The 19,310-nt window shown below is 41.2% G+C and carries 17 protein-coding genes; 10 read left to right on the top strand and 7 right to left on the bottom strand.

The annotated features are described in order from the left end of the window. Positions 1–29: 29 nt before the first annotated feature. Positions 30–2,114 carry a DNA polymerase III subunit gamma/tau gene (locus ACEW80_RS21305; protein ID WP_373528505.1) on the bottom strand — a complete coding sequence of 695 codons (2,085 nt, stop codon included), beginning with the start codon at positions 2,112–2,114 and terminating at the stop codon, positions 30–32. Between the two features lie 382 nt (positions 2,115–2,496). Between ACEW80_RS21305 and ACEW80_RS21310 the strand changes: the two genes are divergently transcribed. Together ACEW80_RS21310 and ACEW80_RS21315 are read left to right on the top strand one after the other, a co-directional pair. Next, on the top strand, positions 2,497–3,183 hold the full coding sequence (locus ACEW80_RS21310) for a hypothetical protein (RefSeq protein ID WP_373528529.1): 687 nt from the start codon (positions 2,497–2,499) through the stop codon (positions 3,181–3,183). Positions 3,184–3,355: 172 nt separating this feature from the next. Further along, positions 3,356–7,207, top strand: coding sequence for a tetratricopeptide repeat protein (locus tag ACEW80_RS21315; RefSeq protein ID WP_373528506.1), 3,852 nt, complete (start codon positions 3,356–3,358; stop codon positions 7,205–7,207). 252 nt (positions 7,208–7,459) lie between these two features. On the opposite strand, the gene ACEW80_RS21320 is transcribed toward ACEW80_RS21315, so the two are convergent. Continuing rightward, positions 7,460–8,359, bottom strand: a complete 900-nt coding sequence (locus tag ACEW80_RS21320; RefSeq protein WP_373528507.1) for an Rpn family recombination-promoting nuclease/putative transposase — start codon at positions 8,357–8,359, stop codon at positions 7,460–7,462. Positions 8,360–8,417: 58 nt separating this feature from the next. Next, positions 8,418–8,570 carry a hypothetical protein gene (locus ACEW80_RS21325; RefSeq protein WP_373528508.1) on the bottom strand — a complete coding sequence of 51 codons (153 nt, stop codon included), beginning with the start codon at positions 8,568–8,570 and terminating at the stop codon, positions 8,418–8,420. 153 nt (positions 8,571–8,723) lie between these two features. On the opposite strand from ACEW80_RS21325, the gene ACEW80_RS21330 reads away from it, so the two are divergent. Then, entirely contained in the window at positions 8,724–8,969 is a 246-nt protein-coding gene (locus ACEW80_RS21330) for a hypothetical protein (protein ID WP_373528509.1), read from the top strand. A gap of 418 nt (positions 8,970–9,387) precedes the next feature. Here ACEW80_RS21330 and ACEW80_RS21335 read toward each other — a convergent pair whose 3' ends face one another. From ACEW80_RS21335 to nfi, 3 genes are all read right to left on the bottom strand, one after another. Continuing rightward, positions 9,388–11,346 carry an FHA domain-containing protein gene (locus ACEW80_RS21335; RefSeq protein ID WP_373528510.1) on the bottom strand — a complete coding sequence of 653 codons (1,959 nt, stop codon included), beginning with the start codon at positions 11,344–11,346 and terminating at the stop codon, positions 9,388–9,390. Between the two features lie 32 nt (positions 11,347–11,378). Beyond that, positions 11,379–11,918 (bottom strand): FHA domain-containing protein, encoded by a 540-nt coding sequence (locus ACEW80_RS21340; protein ID WP_373528511.1) that lies wholly within the window; start codon positions 11,916–11,918, stop codon positions 11,379–11,381. Between the two features lie 107 nt (positions 11,919–12,025). Continuing rightward, the gene (gene nfi, locus ACEW80_RS21345) at positions 12,026–12,691 is read right to left on the bottom strand and encodes a deoxyribonuclease V (protein ID WP_373528512.1); all 666 of its coding nucleotides are present in this window, start codon (positions 12,689–12,691) and stop codon (positions 12,026–12,028) included. Between the two features lie 193 nt (positions 12,692–12,884). On the opposite strand from nfi, the gene ACEW80_RS21350 reads away from it, so the two are divergent. The 7 genes from ACEW80_RS21350 to ACEW80_RS21380 all read left to right on the top strand — a co-directional run bounded on the left by ACEW80_RS21350 (position 12,885) and on the right by ACEW80_RS21380 (position 17,922). Next, positions 12,885–13,406 (top strand): hypothetical protein, encoded by a 522-nt coding sequence (locus tag ACEW80_RS21350; protein WP_373528513.1) that lies wholly within the window; start codon positions 12,885–12,887, stop codon positions 13,404–13,406. A gap of 350 nt (positions 13,407–13,756) precedes the next feature. Then, positions 13,757–14,824: a hypothetical protein gene (locus ACEW80_RS21355; protein ID WP_373528514.1), complete on the top strand. Its 1,068-nt coding sequence runs from the start codon at positions 13,757–13,759 to the stop codon at positions 14,822–14,824. 64 nt (positions 14,825–14,888) lie between these two features. Then, positions 14,889–15,083: a type II toxin-antitoxin system HicB family antitoxin gene (locus tag ACEW80_RS21360; protein ID WP_373528515.1), complete on the top strand. Its 195-nt coding sequence runs from the start codon at positions 14,889–14,891 to the stop codon at positions 15,081–15,083. Continuing rightward, positions 15,076–15,309, top strand: a complete 234-nt coding sequence (locus ACEW80_RS21365; protein ID WP_373528516.1) for a hypothetical protein — start codon at positions 15,076–15,078, stop codon at positions 15,307–15,309. The genes ACEW80_RS21360 and ACEW80_RS21365 overlap by 8 nt, the downstream gene beginning before the upstream one ends. Further along, positions 15,297–15,743, top strand: a complete 447-nt coding sequence (locus ACEW80_RS21370) for a type II toxin-antitoxin system VapC family toxin (RefSeq protein WP_373528517.1) — start codon at positions 15,297–15,299, stop codon at positions 15,741–15,743. The genes ACEW80_RS21365 and ACEW80_RS21370 overlap by 13 nt, the downstream gene beginning before the upstream one ends. A gap of 228 nt (positions 15,744–15,971) precedes the next feature. Further along, on the top strand, positions 15,972–16,877 hold the full coding sequence (locus tag ACEW80_RS21375; RefSeq protein WP_373528518.1) for a DUF2382 domain-containing protein: 906 nt from the start codon (positions 15,972–15,974) through the stop codon (positions 16,875–16,877). A 154-nt stretch (positions 16,878–17,031) separates the two neighbouring features. After that, a complete protein-coding gene (locus ACEW80_RS21380; protein ID WP_373528519.1) occupies positions 17,032–17,922 on the top strand; it encodes a YsnF/AvaK domain-containing protein in 891 nt (296 codons plus the stop codon). 142 nt (positions 17,923–18,064) lie between these two features. On the opposite strand, the gene ACEW80_RS21385 is transcribed toward ACEW80_RS21380, so the two are convergent. Beyond that, positions 18,065–19,249, bottom strand: a complete 1,185-nt coding sequence (locus tag ACEW80_RS21385) for an MFS transporter (protein WP_373528520.1) — start codon at positions 19,247–19,249, stop codon at positions 18,065–18,067. Positions 19,250–19,310: the final 61 nt, after the last annotated feature.

Genomic DNA, 19,310 nt, shown 5'->3' on the forward strand with positions numbered 1-19,310 from the left:
AAAATTACCAAAAATAATTTTGCATTTTTTTATTCATCATCAACTTCTGATTCTTCTACCCAATCAGGTGTGGTCATAGAGTCGGAGAATTCTGTGGAATCATCTGCAAAGCGGATAATTTGTCCATTGAAAAATTCTGCTACACGTTGAGCTGCGATCGCTACTTCGTCAACTTCCCAATTAGCTGCGGGTGTTGGCTTTGGCGATGGAGGCAAACTTTGCCCCCCCTTTCCATTTACTCCATTTGCATTTACTCCTTTTCCATTTGCCCCATTTCCATTCACTCCATTTCCGTTCCTTGCAGCCGACTCACTTTGTGCTGGTGCTGGTGTCGCTGCTGATGGTGGAGTTGCTGGCTGTGATACTGGTGCTGGAGGCGGTATTTGCTGGCTGTAACTGGGAGTAGGCGGTTGCTGAACGCGAGTCGAGTTTTGTGGGGGAAGATTTTTTTTGGCTGAGGTAGAGTTTAAAGAAGTTCCTTTTTCTATACTTATTTGGATTTCACGCTGGAAAGTCTGCTGGAAAGCTGCCCTAATCATTGGTAAATAAGATTTCCCCTTGTCATACCATGCTTGTTTAATAGCAATTCGAGCCACAACATCGTCGAACTCTATGAGATAGCTCATTTGACGCAGCATTTCTTGCGTTGATTTTGGCTGGAGGTTAGCAAGTACCTGTTGCCAAACCTGAGTTAAGTCATATTGCGCTTCCCCAACAACTTCTGAAGTTACTGGTTCAACGTTCGCAGGTGGGGGAGGTACAGATACAGGTTCTGGCGTTGGTGGTGAAACTGAGTTAGCAGCAAAATTGTGATTTGTTTGCCGATCATCTGGGGGAGATGAAGTGACGGGCTGATTTTGGGCAGCTGCTAGATGATTGGGAGATGCAGAATTATCATTTGTTTGCGAACTAGCTAAAGGTAAAGAAGAGACTGCGTGATTTTGGGCAGCTAGAGGATAATTTGGAGATACAGCAGGTGGGTTAACTCGCGGCGCGACACTTGGAGCTTGTGGCTGAATATTCGTCGCACTGGGTAACAACCCTAGTAACGTTACCTCCAACCACAAACGCGGCTGGGTAGTATTTTTAATTTGTACTTCAGCTTCTCGCAAGTGTTTCTGTCCCGCTAAAATCGCGCTCATATCCAAGTATTTGGAAAACTCAATCAGCGCTGTCCAGGTTTGCTGAGTACAAGCAATCAAATCGTGGCGATTAGGTGCAGTTTTGGCAACGAGTAAATCGCGGTAGAAACCGGCGAGATTTTGTAGAAGAGTTAGCGGTTCTCGACCACGATCTAGAATGTTGTGGGTACAGTCTAAAACTGCTTCTGGGCTATCTTGAGCGATCGCATTTAAAAGCCCCAGCAAGTCCTGTTCGCTCACCGTCCCCACTAAATCCCAAACTCGCTCCGGTGTTACTTCACCCGCTAATAAACTCAGTTGGTCAAGTAGACTTTCGGCATCTCGCAACCCTCCCTGAGCAAGTTGAGCTACTAGGGTTACAGCGTCGGGTGAAATATGAATATTTTCTTTAAAAGCGATCGCACTTAAATGTTTGACCATCGCCTCTAAGTGAATGCGTCTAAAATCAAACCTTTGACAGCGCGAAATAATCGTTGGTAACACCCGTTGCGGGTCTGTTGTCGCCAACACAAAAACCACGTTTCTAGGTGGTTCTTCTAGGGTCTTTAGTAGCGCATTGAATGCCTGAGTACTGAGCATATGGCATTCATCGATGACATAAACCTTGTAGCGACATTGCACAGGAGCAAACTGGGCTTTTTCAATCAACTCACGGATATTATCGACACCAGTGTTACTAGCAGCGTCAATTTCAATTACATCTAAGGTGTAGCCCTTGGTGATTCCCTGACAAACCTCACACACGCCGCAGGGTTCAGCGGTGGGCTTGTCACTTTTGAGACAATTCAGGGATTTGGCCAGAATCCGGGCGCTAGAAGTTTTCCCCGTACCTCTGGGGCCAGTGAATAAATAGGCGGGGGCGATTTTGGATGTGCCGATCGCGTTTGTGAGGGTGGTAGCGATCGCTTCTTGACCCACCAGTTCAGCAAAACTCTTAGGGCGATATTTATGGTGCAGGGGTTCGTAAGACATAGAAATATAGACTTCAATGCCTTTCAACGTTAATTAGTAGCACCGAGTCGAGTTTGGGATTCAATTATTTTAAACTCTCAAACCTGCTTTGCTTGTCGATGTTGCTATAGCGCTTGCACGCAATTAATGCCGTAAATTTTGGCACTCAGCAAAGCAAACAACCAGAGCATATCTTTTACTATGATTTCAATATCAATGTATTCGGAATTATAGCATATCATTTAGTACGTTTGTTCTAGTAGAGGGAGCGGGGAAAGTGGGGTTCCCTCTGGGGATAAGGGGTAGTGGGGAGCAGGAGAGAATATCTCTTGACAAATGACTATACGTTAGTCCAGTGCGATCGCTACAATTTTAGGATAAGCAATATTCAATGGTGCAGCAGATGCTCAAGCGGCTATTTCAAGGGCTCAAAAAGCTTTTTCAGAGCTTGTTTGGTGGAAAACAGACTGCCTCAAAATCTCGGGGGAATGTGCAGAAAGAACCAGCACCACCCCTAAGCGATACGGATCTGGAATTTCTCTTCACCGAGCTATTGCAAGGAGTACATCAAGCACGAGGGGAAGCATGGGCACGGAAGTGGCTGCATAATATTGAACATCGCATCCCAACTGAACGCTGGGTTGAGTGGTTAGGACGATTTGGCGACAGATTACTCGCATCAGCTTCACCCAATAATGAAATGGCTGCGCGGTTGGTGCAGCTGGGTGAGTTGGGCATCGGGGAAGTCGGAGATGTTGCCTATAGTATCGGGATGCAGTTATTGACACGCAATCAAAGCGAACCAATTTGGGAATATCAAGGGCCAGATGCTGTCAGCAAAACTTTGCTCTTTGAGCCAATCGCCCCAGTATCTGAGTCAGCAGATGCGCCAGAGAACCCCCCGGAGGGAGAATACCAAACTGTCACCATAGAAGAGTTGTTTGTGATGTTGCAGGAAGATGAAAACTTACGCCAGCAGATTGCTCAACAACTTGCCGTTGAGACAGATGATCCACAAGTGCTTGTCCAGGCATTGATCAATCAACTATATCCTGCTGGTGAATCGACCACAGAGCAAATAGAAAATTAATTGAATCTGGAAATTGTAACGTTGTAATGCTATGCTCTTGAGGTTTGGTATATTTTTTGCTAACCTGCGACGAAAGCGCTATCCGAATCTAAATTGGTTTTTAAGTAATTGATGATTTTTTTAAGACAACGATGGCTACAATCTAGAAAAATAAAATCCAAGAGTGTGGCAGATGCTCAGGCGGATATCGCAGTCGCTTAGAAGATTTTTAAAGCGCCTCATTGAAAGTAAACAAACTAGTTCTCTCAAGGGTGCGAGAAGACACAATCTAGTAGAGGTACTACCAGAACTAACCAATGCAGATCTGGAACAATTGTTTATCCAATTGTTAGAAGGCGTGCATCAAGCACGAGGACGACAATGGGCATTGAGGTATCTGCAACGGATCGAAAATCGAATTCCGGCTGAACGCTGGATAGATTGGTTGGTGATGTTTGGCGATCGCTTGCTAGCTTCACCCGCACCGAATCCTCTTTTAGCAACACAGATGGTGCAATTGGGGGAACTTGGTGTCGGCAGAATTGGAAACGTTGCATATAACATTGGCATTCGGCTGATGCAAAACTTACCCACAGAGATAGAGTTTGAGGACAATCAGGCGCAAGATGTAGTGGAAACCACTCCTGGGCAAGAATTGATCCGCAATTTGGGCGAACAATTATGGGAGTATGACGAGCCTAATGTGGTAGAAACTACTCCTGGGCAAGAGCTGATCCGCAATTTAGGCGAACAGTTATGGGAGTATGACGAGCCAGATGTCCGAGAAACCAGAACCGATGAAGAAGTTCTTTCAACTTCCCCTGGGCAAGAGCTAATCCGCAGCTTAGGAGAACAGTTATGGGAATATGATGTCCAAGATGCCGAACTAATCACGCCAACTCCCCAAAATACCTCTTCTGAGGAAAGATTTACCGAGAATTTAGAGGAATCGGTATTGGAATATGAACGAGAAGATGCTCAAACTACAATAAGAGCAAATTTCCCTCTCCCCGCCGCAGAAGATTCAATCACTTCATTAGCCCAACTGAGGTTCGGCGATGAAGAGGAAATTACTACAACTAAAACATCAACAAATCTCCTTTCTACTAGACAAAGGACTGAATTAACAACGTCTTCCTCAGTGGAAAACTGGGATAATACGTTGACAAATTTAGAGCCAAATGTGGCTTATACCCTAGATGAGTTGTGGGTAAGGTTGGATGAAAGTACTAATTTAGTTCAGCAACTTGCTTCTAACTTGGCAGTTCAAAGCAGCAATTCCCCCGGTATTATTGAGCGACATAGCGATAATCCTGTTACCCAGGCTCAAGGGTGGTTTTATCAAGGTCTAAGCCAAGCGAAAACGGGTGATTTGTTAGGCGCGATCGCATCCTATGACCAAGCGATTGAACTTCAACCCGAATTCTCAGAATATTGGTTTAATCGAGGCTTAACGCTGTTTCATTTAGAACGTTTTGATGAAGCGATCGCAGCTTACGAAACCGCTACACAACTCAAACCCGACTACTACAAAGCTTGGTACAACCGAGGTGGAACTCTCGGAGAATTAGGATATTTTGAAGAAGCGATCGCTTCTTTTGACAAAGCCATAGAAATTAAACCAGACTACCAAGAAGCTTGGTCTAGCCGGGGTTTGGCGCTGCTAAAGTTAGGTTGGCTACCCGAAGCTATTGCTAGTTATGACCAAGCGCTGCATCTGCAACCAGAAGACCAGGAAAACTGGTATCACCGAGGCATAGCCCTAGCTGTCAGCGAACAATTTGCCGAGGCGATTATATCTTACGACAGAGCGCTAGAAATTGACCCAGAGTATCACGAGGTTTGGATAGACCGGGGTGTAGTGCTGTTTAATTTAGGAAAGTGGTCAGAAGCGATCGCCTCCTGGGACAAAGCCCTTTCAGTTCAAGCCGACTTCTACTTAGCTTGGTACAACCGGGGTATAGCATTAGACAACTTAGGTCGCCGCACGGAAGCGATCACCTCCTATCGGCAAGCGATCGCCATTAAATCTGACTTCCACTTAGCTTGGTATAATCAGGCGCTAGCGTTGTTTTATTTAGAAGAATTTGTGGAAGCGATCGCTTGTTATGACAACGCTTTGCAAATTAAACAAGATTATTGGGAAGCTTGGATTGGTCGGGGAACTGCGATCGGTAATTTAGTGAATGTTGACGCATTGCTGAATTTGTCGAGTAATATCACAGCGACAAATCCTGCCTTAGAACAGGGTGGCTACGAAGGAAAATTAGCCAGCTATGAGGAAGGGTTAAAGCATCTGCGGACAGATACCCATCCAGAAGGTTGGGGTAGATTGCATCTAGCGATCGCTAATACTTACTACGAGCGAGGCAAAAAACATCCTAACTCCCGCGATTATTGGCGCAAAGCTGCATCTGAGTATCATCAAGCACTATTAACCCTCACACTAGAACATTTTCCGCAATTGCATCTAGAGGTTTTGCAATCTCTGAGCAAAGTGCTGATGGGTTTGGGACAAACAACCCAAGTTCAAGAATTGCAGCAACGCGGCACAGATTTATTGCAACAATTGTTGAGTGAAGAAACTCGCTCTGACGAAAGTAAAAAACAGCTATCTCTAAAATTTGCAGGCTTTGATCAATTAGCAGTTGATTTAGCTGTAGAGTCAGGTGATTTGGTAGAAGCTTGGGAAATTGCCGAACAAGGCAAAAATGCTTGTTTAAACAGATTGCTTTATGGCTGGAATGATCATATTTATTCACCTAATTATGGCGCAATTCAACAACTATTTAATCCCACAACAGCAATTATTTATTGGCATATTAGTCCAGTCGCTCTACACACCTTCATCCTCAAAGACCAAGCGCCATCACCGATTCTTCTCTTTACACCTATGCAAGATACGGGGGTAATACCTTTAGGAGAAGATGCCATCCGTCTAAATGAATTGCCTTTACCCGAAGCAGTGCAACGCTTAATTGAATTTGAAAATTGGCTAGAAGATTGGCATCAACAATACCAAGAATATCGCAACAGGGACAAAGAAGGTAAAAGTCAGCATTCTTGGCGAGTTGATATGGAAAAAAAGTTGTTGCAACTGTATGAAATCCTGAATATTTCTACAATTGCACAAGAACTTGAAGGGATCACTCAACTGATTTTAATTCCTCACCGTGATTTGTCCAGATTGCCACTTCATGCCCTTTTCCATCTTTCTTCTCCATCTCAGGAAGAGTTGCCAAATGTAGAGTCAAATTTCACCGCAACCTATCTGCCTAGTGTTCAAGTAGGTTTATCAATAAAAACTGAAGATATTTGGCAATGGCAAAATCAGTCAGTACTCAGTGTTGAATATCCCGAAAGTGCAAGTTATCCTGCACTGAAATTTGCCAAACTTGAGTCTGAAATTGTCAGCCAAATGTTCGGTAATATCCAGCGAATTCAAGGGTCGCAAGCTACAAAAAATCTTGTAGAAAATGCTTTATTTGATAATTACAACATATTTCATTTTACTGGTCATACGATTAATAACTTGGGTGAACCCAAAAAGTCAGAGTTAGCATTAGCAGGTGAAGACAAAATAACTTTAGAAGAAATCTGTCAACAAAATTTAGCAAGTTACAATCTCGTTACTCTGTCTGCTTGTGAAAATTTAAGTACTAGCAACTACACTATCAGCACCGAATATGTGAGTTTAGTCAATGGTTTTTTGAGTCAGGGCGTTCCTCATGTAGTGAATACTCTTTGGAGTGTAGAATCTTCGGCTAGTGCTTTGGTGATGATAGAGTTTTACCGACGATTACAACCAAATAAATCAGCAGTTATTGCCTTAGCTGAAGCAACACTATGGCTGAAAGAACTAACTGCTGGAGAACTGACAAAATGGTATGAAGATTTACTAAATAATCTGCATCCTGAAGAATTACGAATTAAAGCTTATTTAGCAACACAATTATATAGGAATAGTAAAATGGCATCAGATAAAAATCTTTATAGTCATCCTTATTACTGGGCAGCATTTACGATTACGGGCAAGCCAAATTAAAGTTTTGGAAGATTGTTAGATTAAATTTGCGATAATTACCTCTTTAAAATCTTGGGTAAGTACTCACAATATCAGAAAGCAAGAGTTCTGCGTATTATTGACTTTAATATTAGGTGTGTGAAGGCGATCGCTGCTAAAGTTTCAACTACAACTGTTGTGTAGCATCAATTTAGTTGTGGGGATGGAGTTCGAGAAATCGGGCGATCGCTTCGCTGATTCGATACCATCTTTTGAAAAACATTAAAGATTAGATTAATTTTGTTGATCTAACCACTTAATTAAGTCTTCTAAAGATTGAAGGTCAAAAATTACAGATGCTAAGTTTTCTATTTGTTTTGAAGATAAGCCATCAATTCTGCTTTCTAAGGTAGGATCAATATAATTAAATCGCTGTTTTAGCAGTATTTTAATAACTTTTTGTTCTCCTTGTTCAATTCCTTGTTCCATCCAACTGGTGACAATTTTCATGATTTGTTCCTCTTCAAATAAATTAGCTTGGTGTAATTCAGTATTAAACTCTTGCTCTTCAGTTGTGTTTAATCTTAGGTAGGTGTCAATAAAGCCGGAAATTAATTCTATTTTAGCAGGATTTAATTTTAGGGTGACTAGCATTCTTAAACATTCGAGCTTAACTTTAATTTTTTCCTCTGGCTTAAAGTCCATTTTTGCCATTAATGCGGCAGCTACAGGGTTTGGTTGATTTAAAAAATTTCGCCAGTTGAGGTTATTTAGCTGGATGGCAAAGTAATTAAATTCTAGAATTCTTCTGTGAGGGAAGTGAACTGCATATTGGCTTTTTTGAGGTCTTCTGGGTTCATCGTAAGAGAAGATAACTATAGGAAAGATTGGCATTAAATATTTAGCATCTAAACGGGCGAAGTAATGAAACATCCGCCGTTCAAATTCTTTTTGACTGTATGCCTGATTTTCTAAATGTATGAGGAAATAACTGTTTTCTTCTCTCCATTTTACTTGTGCTAATAAATCTATTCTTCTTTTGTCTCCAGTGGTGACATCGGTGAATATTTCTTCGGTTAAAAAAGTTAGTTTGTCTTGTGCAACATACTCTAAAACCTCTGGTAAAAAGAGTTCTATAAATTCCCAAAAGAAGGTTTGGATTAATTCTTTAAAGAGTCTATCGTGATCTATCACCTGTTTTTTGCTCTTGGTTAATTAGGTTTTGCAGAGTTCGGAGAAGTTCTGCAAAGGTTCATAGTCCATTCTCCATGTCGGGAAAGTCTTCGTCCAGTGGTTCAAGGGTGGAAAGGGTTTCCAAGATGGATTTTTTCTTAATGGGGGAAATGATGGCGATCGCAACACCACTTTGTATGATCGTCAGGGGTTCGCCGATGATTTGTGTCATGGTGGTTTCTGGGCTTAGGGAATAGGGCAACCTACGCAGCTTAAGGTTTTTGGACTTAACTAAACCGTATTGGTTTTTAACCGCCAATTTAACTCACCAAGAGTTCTACGGCAGCTACGCCCGTCGTAGACATCGCTAATTGAGCCTTTTAACTTGAACGTTGAGCCTTTTAACTTGAACGTTGCACCTTTTAACCTGAACGTTGCACCTTTTAACCTGAACGTTGAGCCTTTGAGCCTCAACGTTGAGCCTTTGAACCTCGAAATTGCACCTTTTAGCCTCGAAGTTACACCTTTTAACCTCGGCATTGCATCTTTTAGCCTCGAAGTTGCACCTTTTAACTTCAAATTCCTCAGCTTAGAGTCAAAAGCGCTAATTTGGATGGGCGATCGCTGCTAAAATTTGAACTAATAGTGTGATTTTGTGAGAAGGGTGCGATCGTTAGCGATATGCTTCTCTTAAAAAGATTGCATAATTTTTCTTTACTGTCATTGCGAACGAAGTGAAGCAATCTCAAAGTCTTGCGATTGCTTCGTTTCGCTACGCTCCACTCGCAATGACAATGTATGTATATTTAATCTTGCACAACTACTTAGCTTGTCAATCTTTTCGCTTTATGGAGAATCTAAACTTGTGGGTAAAATCAAGCAGCTTGAGAATGCTAGAGATGCTGGAATCATTACTGGTGAAGAGTTTGAGAACAAAAAGCTATCTCTGGTTCTCTAAAATGTGTTGGGTGGGGTAAAAGTAATACAGCCTGACTGAGGTCATTAATACTAATATTGCGATCGCCTGTAACTTTTTTATTCGCACCCAACTAAGGTGACTGATTAAACACCCACTTTAACCACTGCCCAGAGGAACTTATAACATTCAACCTTTGAACTCCAGGTGCACGGATGGCGGCGAGTCCATCAAGGGCGACTAATGCGGCGTACTGCAAGCCCAAAAAACTATCAACTGCGGCATAAGGGCCACCTAATGTAATAGCTCCAGCAGCATACATTTGACCTCTACCACTACGCATTTCTACCAATTCAAAATTGTTCGCTACAGCCAATCGCCCCAGGTGATTCACTGGGAGGTTGTAATGTTTCACCAAATCTTCTAGTAGGGGACTAGCATCTACCTTGGCATCCAGTCCGGTAGCATCAACAATAAAGTCAGCTAACAACTTCATTTCCCCAAAGCTTTGTTCTCGGATATGGGTAATAGTGCGGTTTTGGGCATTTCGTTCCACATCCAGCACTTCACCGAAGGTAATTTGATACCAGCCTTCGCTTAACCCTTGGGCGGTAATTTTCTGCCAGTCGCGGCGGTCGGCGGTGGTAGTTCCACCCCAGTCTGCTAGTAAACGCTGGCGTTCATCGGGGCTGGCTTTTTCTAACATTGCCCGGAGTTCGCCGCCCCAACAAGCTTTAGGCCAGTTAAAGGGTTGAAATTCGTAATGATTTTTGACTAGGCGTTGGGCATTTTGAAATTTGTTGCCTTGGGGTTTAGGCGATCGCATTAAGTGCAAAACTGAAATATTCTGATTTCGTTTTCTGGCTTCATAAATGCGCTGAAAAATCCGCGAGGCAACAATTCCTCGCCCACGAATCAACACCGTACCACCTTGTTGCTCTAGTTGCTGATAAACATGATCGTGTGCTTCATAAGCATTGACGACAGAGTTAAAGTCTTGATATTTTTCTCTATAAGCTTGCAAATCTGGAAGAAACTGAATTGCTGGATACCCAGTAGCTAAATGTAAATAACGACTAACTAAAAAAGCATAATTTCCTGGGGCGCGAGAATAGGCCACGCAATATCTGCCATCATCAGTTTTGCGAATTACCCTAACTCGCCCATAGCGATAAATTTGATTCCAGCCGATGCGCTTCGCCTCCCTATCTATGGAATCAAAGACATTACCTGCACGGGGTGTATAAGTTTCCGCAAATGTTGGTTCAGCAAACACTTGCCACAAATACTTAAACGCTGATTTCATCTGTCCCTTGGTGAAATCGTGCCAAGCCTCACGCAAGGCATAACTAGGCCAACCCCAAATATTATCAGGACAAGAGTCAGAATTAGAACGCAGCCTTTCATGTAAGGGAATTTGCGAATTCAGACAAAGGCGCTTGTAACGAGCATAAGGTTCTCCCTCCAATCCCAAAGCCACAATTTTGTCAGCAGGCACCCCACTAACTCGCAGCAAATCAGCCCAGAAAAAGCTACCCAATCCCGCCCCGATCGCTAGATAATCAGATTCATCTACTGGCAGTCCCGTAGCATGAAGTGCTTGCACAGCGACTTTTTCCGACTGAAACGCTAGTGGCGGGAAATTACTTCCCAAGGGCGTTAGCGGCTGGGCTAAAGGCAATCTGGGGTCTGGAAGATTGGTATTTGCGTTGAAGTGAATCGTTGAAGGAGGGCTGGTATCTGGTGCAGGTACGTTAGCGGCAAATGTCACTGTGATCAGATATGGGCCAATTTGCAACGTATCGCCATTAGCCAGAACACTGCGCGTTTGTGGTTGACCATTGACATAGACACCGTTAACGCTATTTTGGTCAATCACCACCAAATGGTCTTGTTCCCAGTCAATTAGGGCATGGTAGCGAGAAACTTCGTTACTGTTAAGCAGCATCCTAGAAACCCGCTCTCCCTTGAGTTCAGCAGGTAAGCGAGCAAATTCTCGACCAAAAGCGATCGGCATACTCAACATTGGTTCTCGGCGTTCACCCGTCGCTGGTTCTTCCCAACTCAATTGGATTTGTAAGTCATTTGTCATTAGTTATTACCCTCTGCTCCCCTGCCCTCTTCTCAACTACCCGGTGCGACCAATACACTCACAGCCGCAGCCAAAGATGTCCCACACCAACGACAGCCTATGTGTAGATTCTCTCCTGGGGAAACTTTATGACATTTGGGGCATTCTAAGCCATAAACTCCTGGCAGTGGTGCTGGATTATAGTGATGTGCGATATGGACTGGTGGATGTGGTGGCAGCAAAATTGTTGCTGGAATGCTGCCTGTAGAAATGCTGGTAACATTGAGTTTTATTTGTCCCAAAGAGATAGTAGTGCCTTCAGTTAAAAGCATTTCACCTTGGATTAATTGCCGTCCATCGACAATAGGGGGATTTTGCGATCGCAAATTCCTGATATAAAAGCGCTGTTGCTGGTGATGAAAAAAGATTTCAATGTGCAGACCAGATACAGTGGGATGACTCAGAATAATGTCGCACCGCAGGGGATCGCGACCGATGCGGACAGTTCCAGGATTTTGACTTTGCTGTTGTTCGTAAATGTTTTGAGTTTTATCTTCACCTGCATCGTGCCACTGTAAAGTTAGTGCGTTCATGGTTCTAACTTTGTAACTCGTATTTAGCTACTTCAACTTCCTTCTGTGCGATTTCTAACACGATTGAGTCGGTGCAAGCAAGTATTTAGAAAAAACTTCAACAAGCTTTATTTCGCCGACGCTAATTTATCAGCGATGCGTGTAGTTTCTGGGAGCCGATATTTTGGTGTACAGCGTAATACATAGTTAATCGCTGTCGGTAGACTAATTCGATGACCATTAGAAATGTACAGAGGTTTTACTCCTGTGCGCGATCGTAAAACTGCCCCAATGGTTTCACCTTTATATATCAATGGTTGCTGGCTGCCTTTAGTTTCTGCCAATTCCTCATGTTTACCTACCAACAACGACTTAGCTACACCAATTGTCGGCATATCTATAAGTAACCCTAAATGGCTAGCTATACCTAATCTACGGGGATGAGCAATTCCTTGACCATCACACAGGATGATATCTGGTGTAATTTTAATCTTTTCCAGGGCATCGAGGACGGCTGGAATTTCCCGAAATGAGAGGAACCCAGGAATATAAGGAAAGGTTGTAGGACGGTGTGCTAGGCTTGTCTCGATTACTTGCAAATCAGGAAAACTCAGTACTGCGACAGCTGCACGGCTAATGGTTCCATCAGCTTCAAAACCCATATCCACTCCAGCAACATACTGGACAGGTTCTTGCAGTTTATCCTCAGTAATTACCTGATATCGCAGCTTTTCTTGGATAATTATGGCTTCTTCCAGAGTTGAAGGCCAAGCATGATCTCGATAAAACTTCATATTTAAAATTGAAATCAAACTGATTAATATTAATTCTGTTAATTTGGCAAGCACATTAACAATTCAAAATTCAAAATTCAAGACATTTTAGCCCAGGTTAGCTGATATTTTACATCATAATGTTACTTAAGGCTGTCAAGAGGGAATGCTGAGAATATAAGTTTATTTTCCTAGATTTTCTCTTTTAGTAGTTATGACACAGCCGAATATTCTAAAACTTGCAAAACAGGGAGATTCCCAGGCGATCGCATTTCTGATGAACCGCCACCTACACCCTAAAGGAATCACTGCAAAAGTTGCCTTCAAAGATACTTCCTTAGAGGTAATACTAGAATCTGCCCAAGTACTAAATCAGCAAATTTTAGTTGCATTTGTCCGCAAAGGCTTAACTCGTTTAGGATCTACATCTGTTGAAAGAGTGAAAGTTGATGGACAACAAACGGGTGAGGATTTTCCAGCTTGGAGTAAAGAGTTTAATCTAGGCATAGCAGAAGGTGAACTAGAAGCAGTAGATAATGAACAGTCTTCCAGCAATCCTCAGAGTTTAACTATTTCTATTAACTTAAGTGGCGATACCGCACGGGAATTAACAAACCAAGATTTTGAATTTATTGCTAATCAAATAGGTACTGATATTTTATCATCTTGTACTGACGTTTTTATTCAAAAAGTAAGTATTAGTAATGGTAGTTCTGTGATTACAAAGGAACGTTAATTTTTTTCACGCAGAGGAGCCAGTGCGTTGGGCGGTTCTGCCGACTTGTTCGCGCAGCGTCTCCGGTAAGGAGAAGCACCTGGCGTCGCGCAGAGTCGCAGAGAAATAGTCTAAAATCGGGGTTTTTGTAAAATCTATCTAAATTTTAAATACATGGCTTTAAAATGTTGCTTTTCTCTGTAAATAGGGAATTCTAGGATAGACGATAATTTCTCATTTTTTTGGATTTATTGGTTATTATGACACAGCCGAATATTCAGGAAGTTACTAAGCAAAAGCAAAAGTTTTATTGGCCTTTATGGTTTCCTTATCCTAGTTCTTGGTTAAAAGCACTGATTTTAACTCTATTTTTGAGAGTTATTATATTTCTAGTCACTAATACTGGAAAGTTAGGCTACCGCATCGCATATTTTGTAAACAGTCCAGAATTATTTGCTATATTTATAATACTGTTACTCTTGTCTCCAATTCCTATAATTTCTTTGACTCATCACTGCTTACATTTACTCATTAGTCGATTTATATCAGAAATTCAGGCACCCGAAATAGGTAAAACACAAGGATTATTACCAGGAATAATGAGTTGGTGGGAAGGATTGTACGCTTGGCTTGTAATTGCAATTTCTACACTGATAGCAGTTTGTTTTTCTATAATCCTCCTACCATTCTTTAATCTTAGCTACGCCAGACCAATTGAATATTACACACAAATGCAAAATATTAATAATAATGTAATAGGAATAATTGGGCTTTTCTATATTTCTGCTGGCGCACTAACGTATCAAATTGAATATTTGGTGAGATGCCGAATAATATATGCTTATTCTAGCAATAAAGAAACAGATGCAAGTAAATCCAATGCTGATTTAAAGACAGATAAAGAACTTAATAGATTGCGTGGGGAAATGGGCGTACACAAAATGAAATCAAATATTTCATCGACTGAAGAAGAAACTACAATCATCAATACTCAACGGAAGTATCGTAATTTAAATAAAAATTGGTTGCTTAGTTTTTTGATATTTTCAATTGCTGTAGGAATATACTTTTCTTCAAAATTCATAGAAATACTTCCCATAACCTCTAAAATTGCAACACAAATACCATCAAAGTCTGTATTAGTTACACCCTCACCAGTGATTTCAGAATTGCCGGCAGTGTTACTTCAAACTGATACATTTCGAGAGGCAGTAAATAAAGCAATCAATGCTGCCAAACTAACCCAATCAGCAAAGTCTCCAGATGATTGGAAGATAGTTATGAGTGAGTGGGAAGCTGCGATCGCACTTATGAAAACTGTGCCATCTTCTAGCCCCAATTATGTAGTAGCTCAACAAAAAATCAGAGAATATCAGAGAAATTTAAACTACGCTGAGAAAAATTCCATTGGTAGCGATCGCACCTCAAAGCTAAACTAGAAAAAGCAGTGCGTTGCTTGCCGCCGTAGGCATCGCTCGACTATCCGTATCAAAAGAAAACCCTATGAAGACCAAAACCTTAACTGCCATTCTTCACAAAGAAGAAGATATGTATATTGCTGAATGTCCTGAAGTCGGCACAGTTGACCAAGGTGAGACAATTGAAGAAGCCCTTACTAATCTTAAAGAAGCTACAAGACTATACTTAGAAGAATGTCCTTTACTCGACACTGATCGGAAAATAAATTGTCATGCTTAATGGACTCAGGCAACAGGCGATCGTTAAACTTGGTGGTGTAGTAGAAATTTGTTCTCCAGAACTTCCAGTAGGTGCAACTGTCGAAGTTATAGTACTTCTGGAGTCACCCCCAAAGGATTCTGAAAAGCCTCTAACTAGCTTTATCGGATCTGCTAGAGGTAGTTTTAACACACCGGAAGAAGTGGATAAGTTTATTCGCCAAGAAAGAGATGCATGGGAATTCTAGATGCTATTCAAGGCACACGGGTCTACCTCGATACCAACATTTGGATTTATACTTTAGAGGGATATCCAGCATTCGTCCAAGATTTAACTCAGCTATTCCAAAGTATTGACCAAGGCAACTTGAGTGTAGTAACTAGCGAATTATCACTTGCTGAAGTATTGGTAAAACCTTTCCAAAATCAGGACTTACCTCAACAGACAACTTACAAAAAACTGATTAGCAATTCACAGAATTTAACAGTGATTCCTGTCAGCCGTCAGGTTTTAATTGAAGCTGCTCAACTCCGTGCCAGTATTAACATCAAATTACCAGATGCTATCCATGCAGCAACAGCACTGTTGACTCAATGCTCTACTTTTATAACCAATGATCAACGCTTTCGGAGTGTTCCTGATCTATCAGTAATTTTGCTTTCTCAGATTAATTTTCCATAGCAGTGTATTCTTAACCGATCGCGCTGATAATGTTGTGTCGCTTGCGACGTATTATACAGAGAAAAAAAAGGAAAGGTTGCTCAATTATTTTATCTACTATAGAAAATATCTATAACTTTTGATTATTTCACTCTTTAAATAATTCACTCGCCAGAAAGATGTAGACAAGTATACCAAATGTATATCTTATTAGGTACGAGATGGAAATAATTTTTGAGGTAACTTATAATGGTTCTTTACAAACTAGAAGATTTTGAGCCTAGCTACCGTGATGCCTTTGAAGGTCACGACATTAAAGGGCTTGGCGTTTATACACAAGGAACTGATGAAAAAGTTGGTACTGTCAACGATGTTTTAGTTGATGAAGAAGGTCATTTCCGTTATCTAGTCGTTGATTTAGGCTTCTGGATTTTTGGTAAAAAAGTGTTGCTACCGATTGGCCGTTCACGTATAGATTATAACGTTGATCGCGTCTACACCGTTGGTTTGACTAGAGAGCAAGCAGAAGATTTACCTGAGTTCAATGAACGCCAAACCCTTGATTACGACTATGAAGAACGGGTGCGTGGGGTATATCGCCAACCTACAGACTCCACCCTACCAGTAGCTCCATTAGCGTCATCGGCATTAGATCCATTAGCACCATTAGATACAAGCTATCACCAGGCGGTTGCACCCGCGCCCGCTTACGATCGCAATAACTATACTTACGAAAATGAGCCTGCTTTATTTGGGTTAAATGAGCAAGATAATCAAACCCTGAAATTATATGAAGAAAGGTTGGTTGCTGGCAAACGACGCCAAAAAACTGGAGAAGTATCGATTGGTAAACATACTGAGACTGACACTGCACGAGTTGCAGTACCAATTGAAAGAGAACGAGTTGTAATTGAGCGCATAACTCCAGCAGATGCAGGTACGGTTGTTTCAGGGCGTGAAGCAGATTTCCGTGAAGGCGAAGTTGCTCGGATCGAACTCCACGAAGAAGTTGCTGATGTTCGCAAAGAAGCAGTTTTGCGTGAAGAAGTCAGAGTTAGAAAAGTAGTGGATCAAGAAACAGTCGAAACTCAAGAAACCGTGCGTCGTGAAGAGTTAGACGTAAATACCTCTGGACTTCCAGTTGAAGAGCGCTAACCAACGTAGTCATTAGCTAATAACTGGAACTAATGACTAATAAATAATTCTACATAGTGCAGGTGAGGCTGTTTAATTAGCTTTACCTGTGCTTGTTATAATTCAAAACGATCAATACATTTAATCTAAGTAAAAAGAAGTTCATAAATTTCCGATGACAAAAAACATTGGACAGTCAAACTGGAACTCTCGCACTAGCACCTCATTAGCAGATTTGAAAAAGAAGGTGAAGGATTTTGCTGTAATCGATAGGCAAGGTCAGCTAGTAGGAATGGTTTATGATTTAATTGTGGATACTAATCGTCGGCTAAACCTAGTTATATCTAACCAAGTAAATCAACAAACTGTAGAATATAGTCAGCAGTTAGCCGATAAACATCCTGCTTTATTTCGATTGCAGAGCCAGAGAATAAAAAAAATCGACAAGCCGACTAAATCTGTTTTCATAGACTTAAACAAATCAGAAATAGAGTATATGCCTGAACATTTAGAAACAGAAACACCAGGCGAGCGCAAACTCTCAGAAAATTCAATTGAACAACTAGACTATAGTCAAACTACAAGTAGCCCAGTTGAACCAGAAAATTTAGAATATGTTAACGAAGAGAAGATTATTCGTTTATTAGAAGAACGATTAGTTGTTGAAAGCAGCAAGCGGAAAGTTGGTGAGGTAATTGTTCGCAAAGTAATCGAAACTCGGATGGTACAAGTTCCTGTCCGACGGGAGAAACTAATTGTTGAACAACTCAGCCCAGAATATAAGCAACTTGCAGAAATTGATTTATCACAAGAGGAAATTTCTGGAGTTGATTTGACTGAAGTAGAAAGACCTGAAACTACACCTTTTCATGGTAGTTTAACGGTAAGTGGCGACTTTAGTTCACCTAAAATTGCCAGTTTATTGTTGAATGCGATCGCACTAGAGCGAAATCATGGATGCAAACAGGTAAGAGTCACAATTGCTGTTGAAAATGAGTCACACCAGAAAAAATACCAAGACTGGTTTGATCGCTGTTCTAAAGGTGAATCACTAAAGCCTGAATAATAAGTTTCTAGGAGATAAATTAGTAGGGTGGGCATTGCACACTCTATTTTTTTGCTATCAGTTAAGACTTGATCCCCCCAATCCTTCTTTTTAACTAATTCCTAATTTTCGGTTTAATTTACGAGTTTTTCCTCCTGCATCCTCATGAATTAGGCTGAGGTGTGTAGCTTTTGCGAGTAACTATTGCCAAAAATAATACTAGAAAAGTGAATGTTCCGGCTAAATATAATGGATAGCCATAAGTTTTGGGGTTTGATTGATGAATTATCATTCCTGCAATCACAGGCCCAATACCATTGGAGATGCTTAAATAAGATGCGTTCAATCCCATTGCAGTTCCCTGCTCCTGTGCTTTAGCATTGATAGAAATTAGCGTAGTGATCATGGGTTGAACTAGAGAATTGAAGATTGAGAAGAGTATACTGACTGCCACAAAATAAATGGTGTTAGGAAAAACTGGCATTAAGACAAATGAGAAACTTCGGATAAATAAAGCTAAAAATAATATATTAACTACATTAAATTTTTGCATAAGAACCGAAACTCCCCAAGTCTGCATCATCACACCTAGCACTCCAAATAGTATAAACATTAGCGTTAAAGATTGGTTATTTTGACGCAACACATTAATAAAATAGGGTTGAAAAGCATAAGTAAAGATCGTGAAAGTTGTGCCAAGAAAAAAGTTTATAACTAGAAGTACACCAATTTTAGGCATAGTCAGACCTCTAATTAAATTCCCTAAACCTAAATCAAAGATATTTCGCCCTTTACCAGCCTTGTTTTGCAGAGTTTCTGGTAAGAAGAAGATTGTAATTAACAGGGCTACGAATGCGACTGCACCTGAAATGATAAATGCGAATCCCAAAGAAATCTGCTGTGCCAGCAAGCTGGTAACTGGGCCTAGTACAAAGCCTAACCCCAATGCTGCTCCATAAATCCCAAACCCCTGAACACGCTTTTCAGGAGTGGTGATATCTGAAATAATCGCCTGAGCTACAGAAGCATTCCCGCCGGTGATTCCATCCAAGAATCGAGCCAGAAAAAGTATCACTGCTGTTGTCGCAGTTCCAGCGATCAAATTAGCGATCGCAGTTCCAGCTAAACTGATGATCAGTAAAGGCTTGCGTCCAAAGCGATCAGATAGTTTACCAATGACGGGAGTTGCAAAAAACTGAGCTATAGAGTAAGTCGAAAACAACAAACTGGTCTGAAAATCGCTAAGACCAAATTGTTTGCCATAAAGATAGATAATGGGAATTAAAACTGTAAAACTGAGGGAGTTAACAAAGGCAACTAAAGCGGTAATCCAGAAATTTCGATTCATCAGTAATATATAGCTATCAGATTGTTACCTGAAAACAGGATTTTTCAGCCCTAGTCATACT

The sequence above is a fragment of the Nostoc sp. genome (assembly GCF_041747015.1).
Lineage (GTDB): Bacteria > Cyanobacteriota > Cyanobacteriia > Cyanobacteriales > Nostocaceae > Nostoc.

Excerpts from the sequence above, each read along its gene's own strand:
- ACEW80_RS21305 (WP_373528505.1), bottom strand. The coding sequence starts at position 2,114 with ATGTCTTACGAACCCCTGCACCATAAATATCGCCCTAAGAGTTTTGCT.
- ACEW80_RS21310 (WP_373528529.1), top strand. The coding sequence starts at position 2,497 with ATGCTCAAGCGGCTATTTCAAGGGCTCAAAAAGCTTTTTCAGAGCTTG.
- ACEW80_RS21315 (WP_373528506.1), top strand. The coding sequence starts at position 3,356 with ATGCTCAGGCGGATATCGCAGTCGCTTAGAAGATTTTTAAAGCGCCTC.
- ACEW80_RS21325 (WP_373528508.1), bottom strand. The coding sequence starts at position 8,570 with ATGACACAAATCATCGGCGAACCCCTGACGATCATACAAAGTGGTGTT.
- ACEW80_RS21335 (WP_373528510.1), bottom strand. The coding sequence starts at position 11,346 with ATGACAAATGACTTACAAATCCAATTGAGTTGGGAAGAACCAGCGACG.
- ACEW80_RS21340 (WP_373528511.1), bottom strand. The coding sequence starts at position 11,918 with ATGAACGCACTAACTTTACAGTGGCACGATGCAGGTGAAGATAAAACT.
- nfi (WP_373528512.1), bottom strand. The coding sequence starts at position 12,691 with ATGAAGTTTTATCGAGATCATGCTTGGCCTTCAACTCTGGAAGAAGCC.
- ACEW80_RS21350 (WP_373528513.1), top strand. The coding sequence starts at position 12,885 with ATGACACAGCCGAATATTCTAAAACTTGCAAAACAGGGAGATTCCCAG.
- ACEW80_RS21360 (WP_373528515.1), top strand. The coding sequence starts at position 14,889 with ATGAAGACCAAAACCTTAACTGCCATTCTTCACAAAGAAGAAGATATG.
- ACEW80_RS21365 (WP_373528516.1), top strand. The coding sequence starts at position 15,076 with ATGCTTAATGGACTCAGGCAACAGGCGATCGTTAAACTTGGTGGTGTA.
- ACEW80_RS21370 (WP_373528517.1), top strand. The coding sequence starts at position 15,297 with ATGGGAATTCTAGATGCTATTCAAGGCACACGGGTCTACCTCGATACC.
- ACEW80_RS21375 (WP_373528518.1), top strand. The coding sequence starts at position 15,972 with ATGGTTCTTTACAAACTAGAAGATTTTGAGCCTAGCTACCGTGATGCC.
- ACEW80_RS21380 (WP_373528519.1), top strand. The coding sequence starts at position 17,032 with ATGACAAAAAACATTGGACAGTCAAACTGGAACTCTCGCACTAGCACC.
- ACEW80_RS21385 (WP_373528520.1), bottom strand. The coding sequence starts at position 19,249 with ATGAATCGAAATTTCTGGATTACCGCTTTAGTTGCCTTTGTTAACTCC.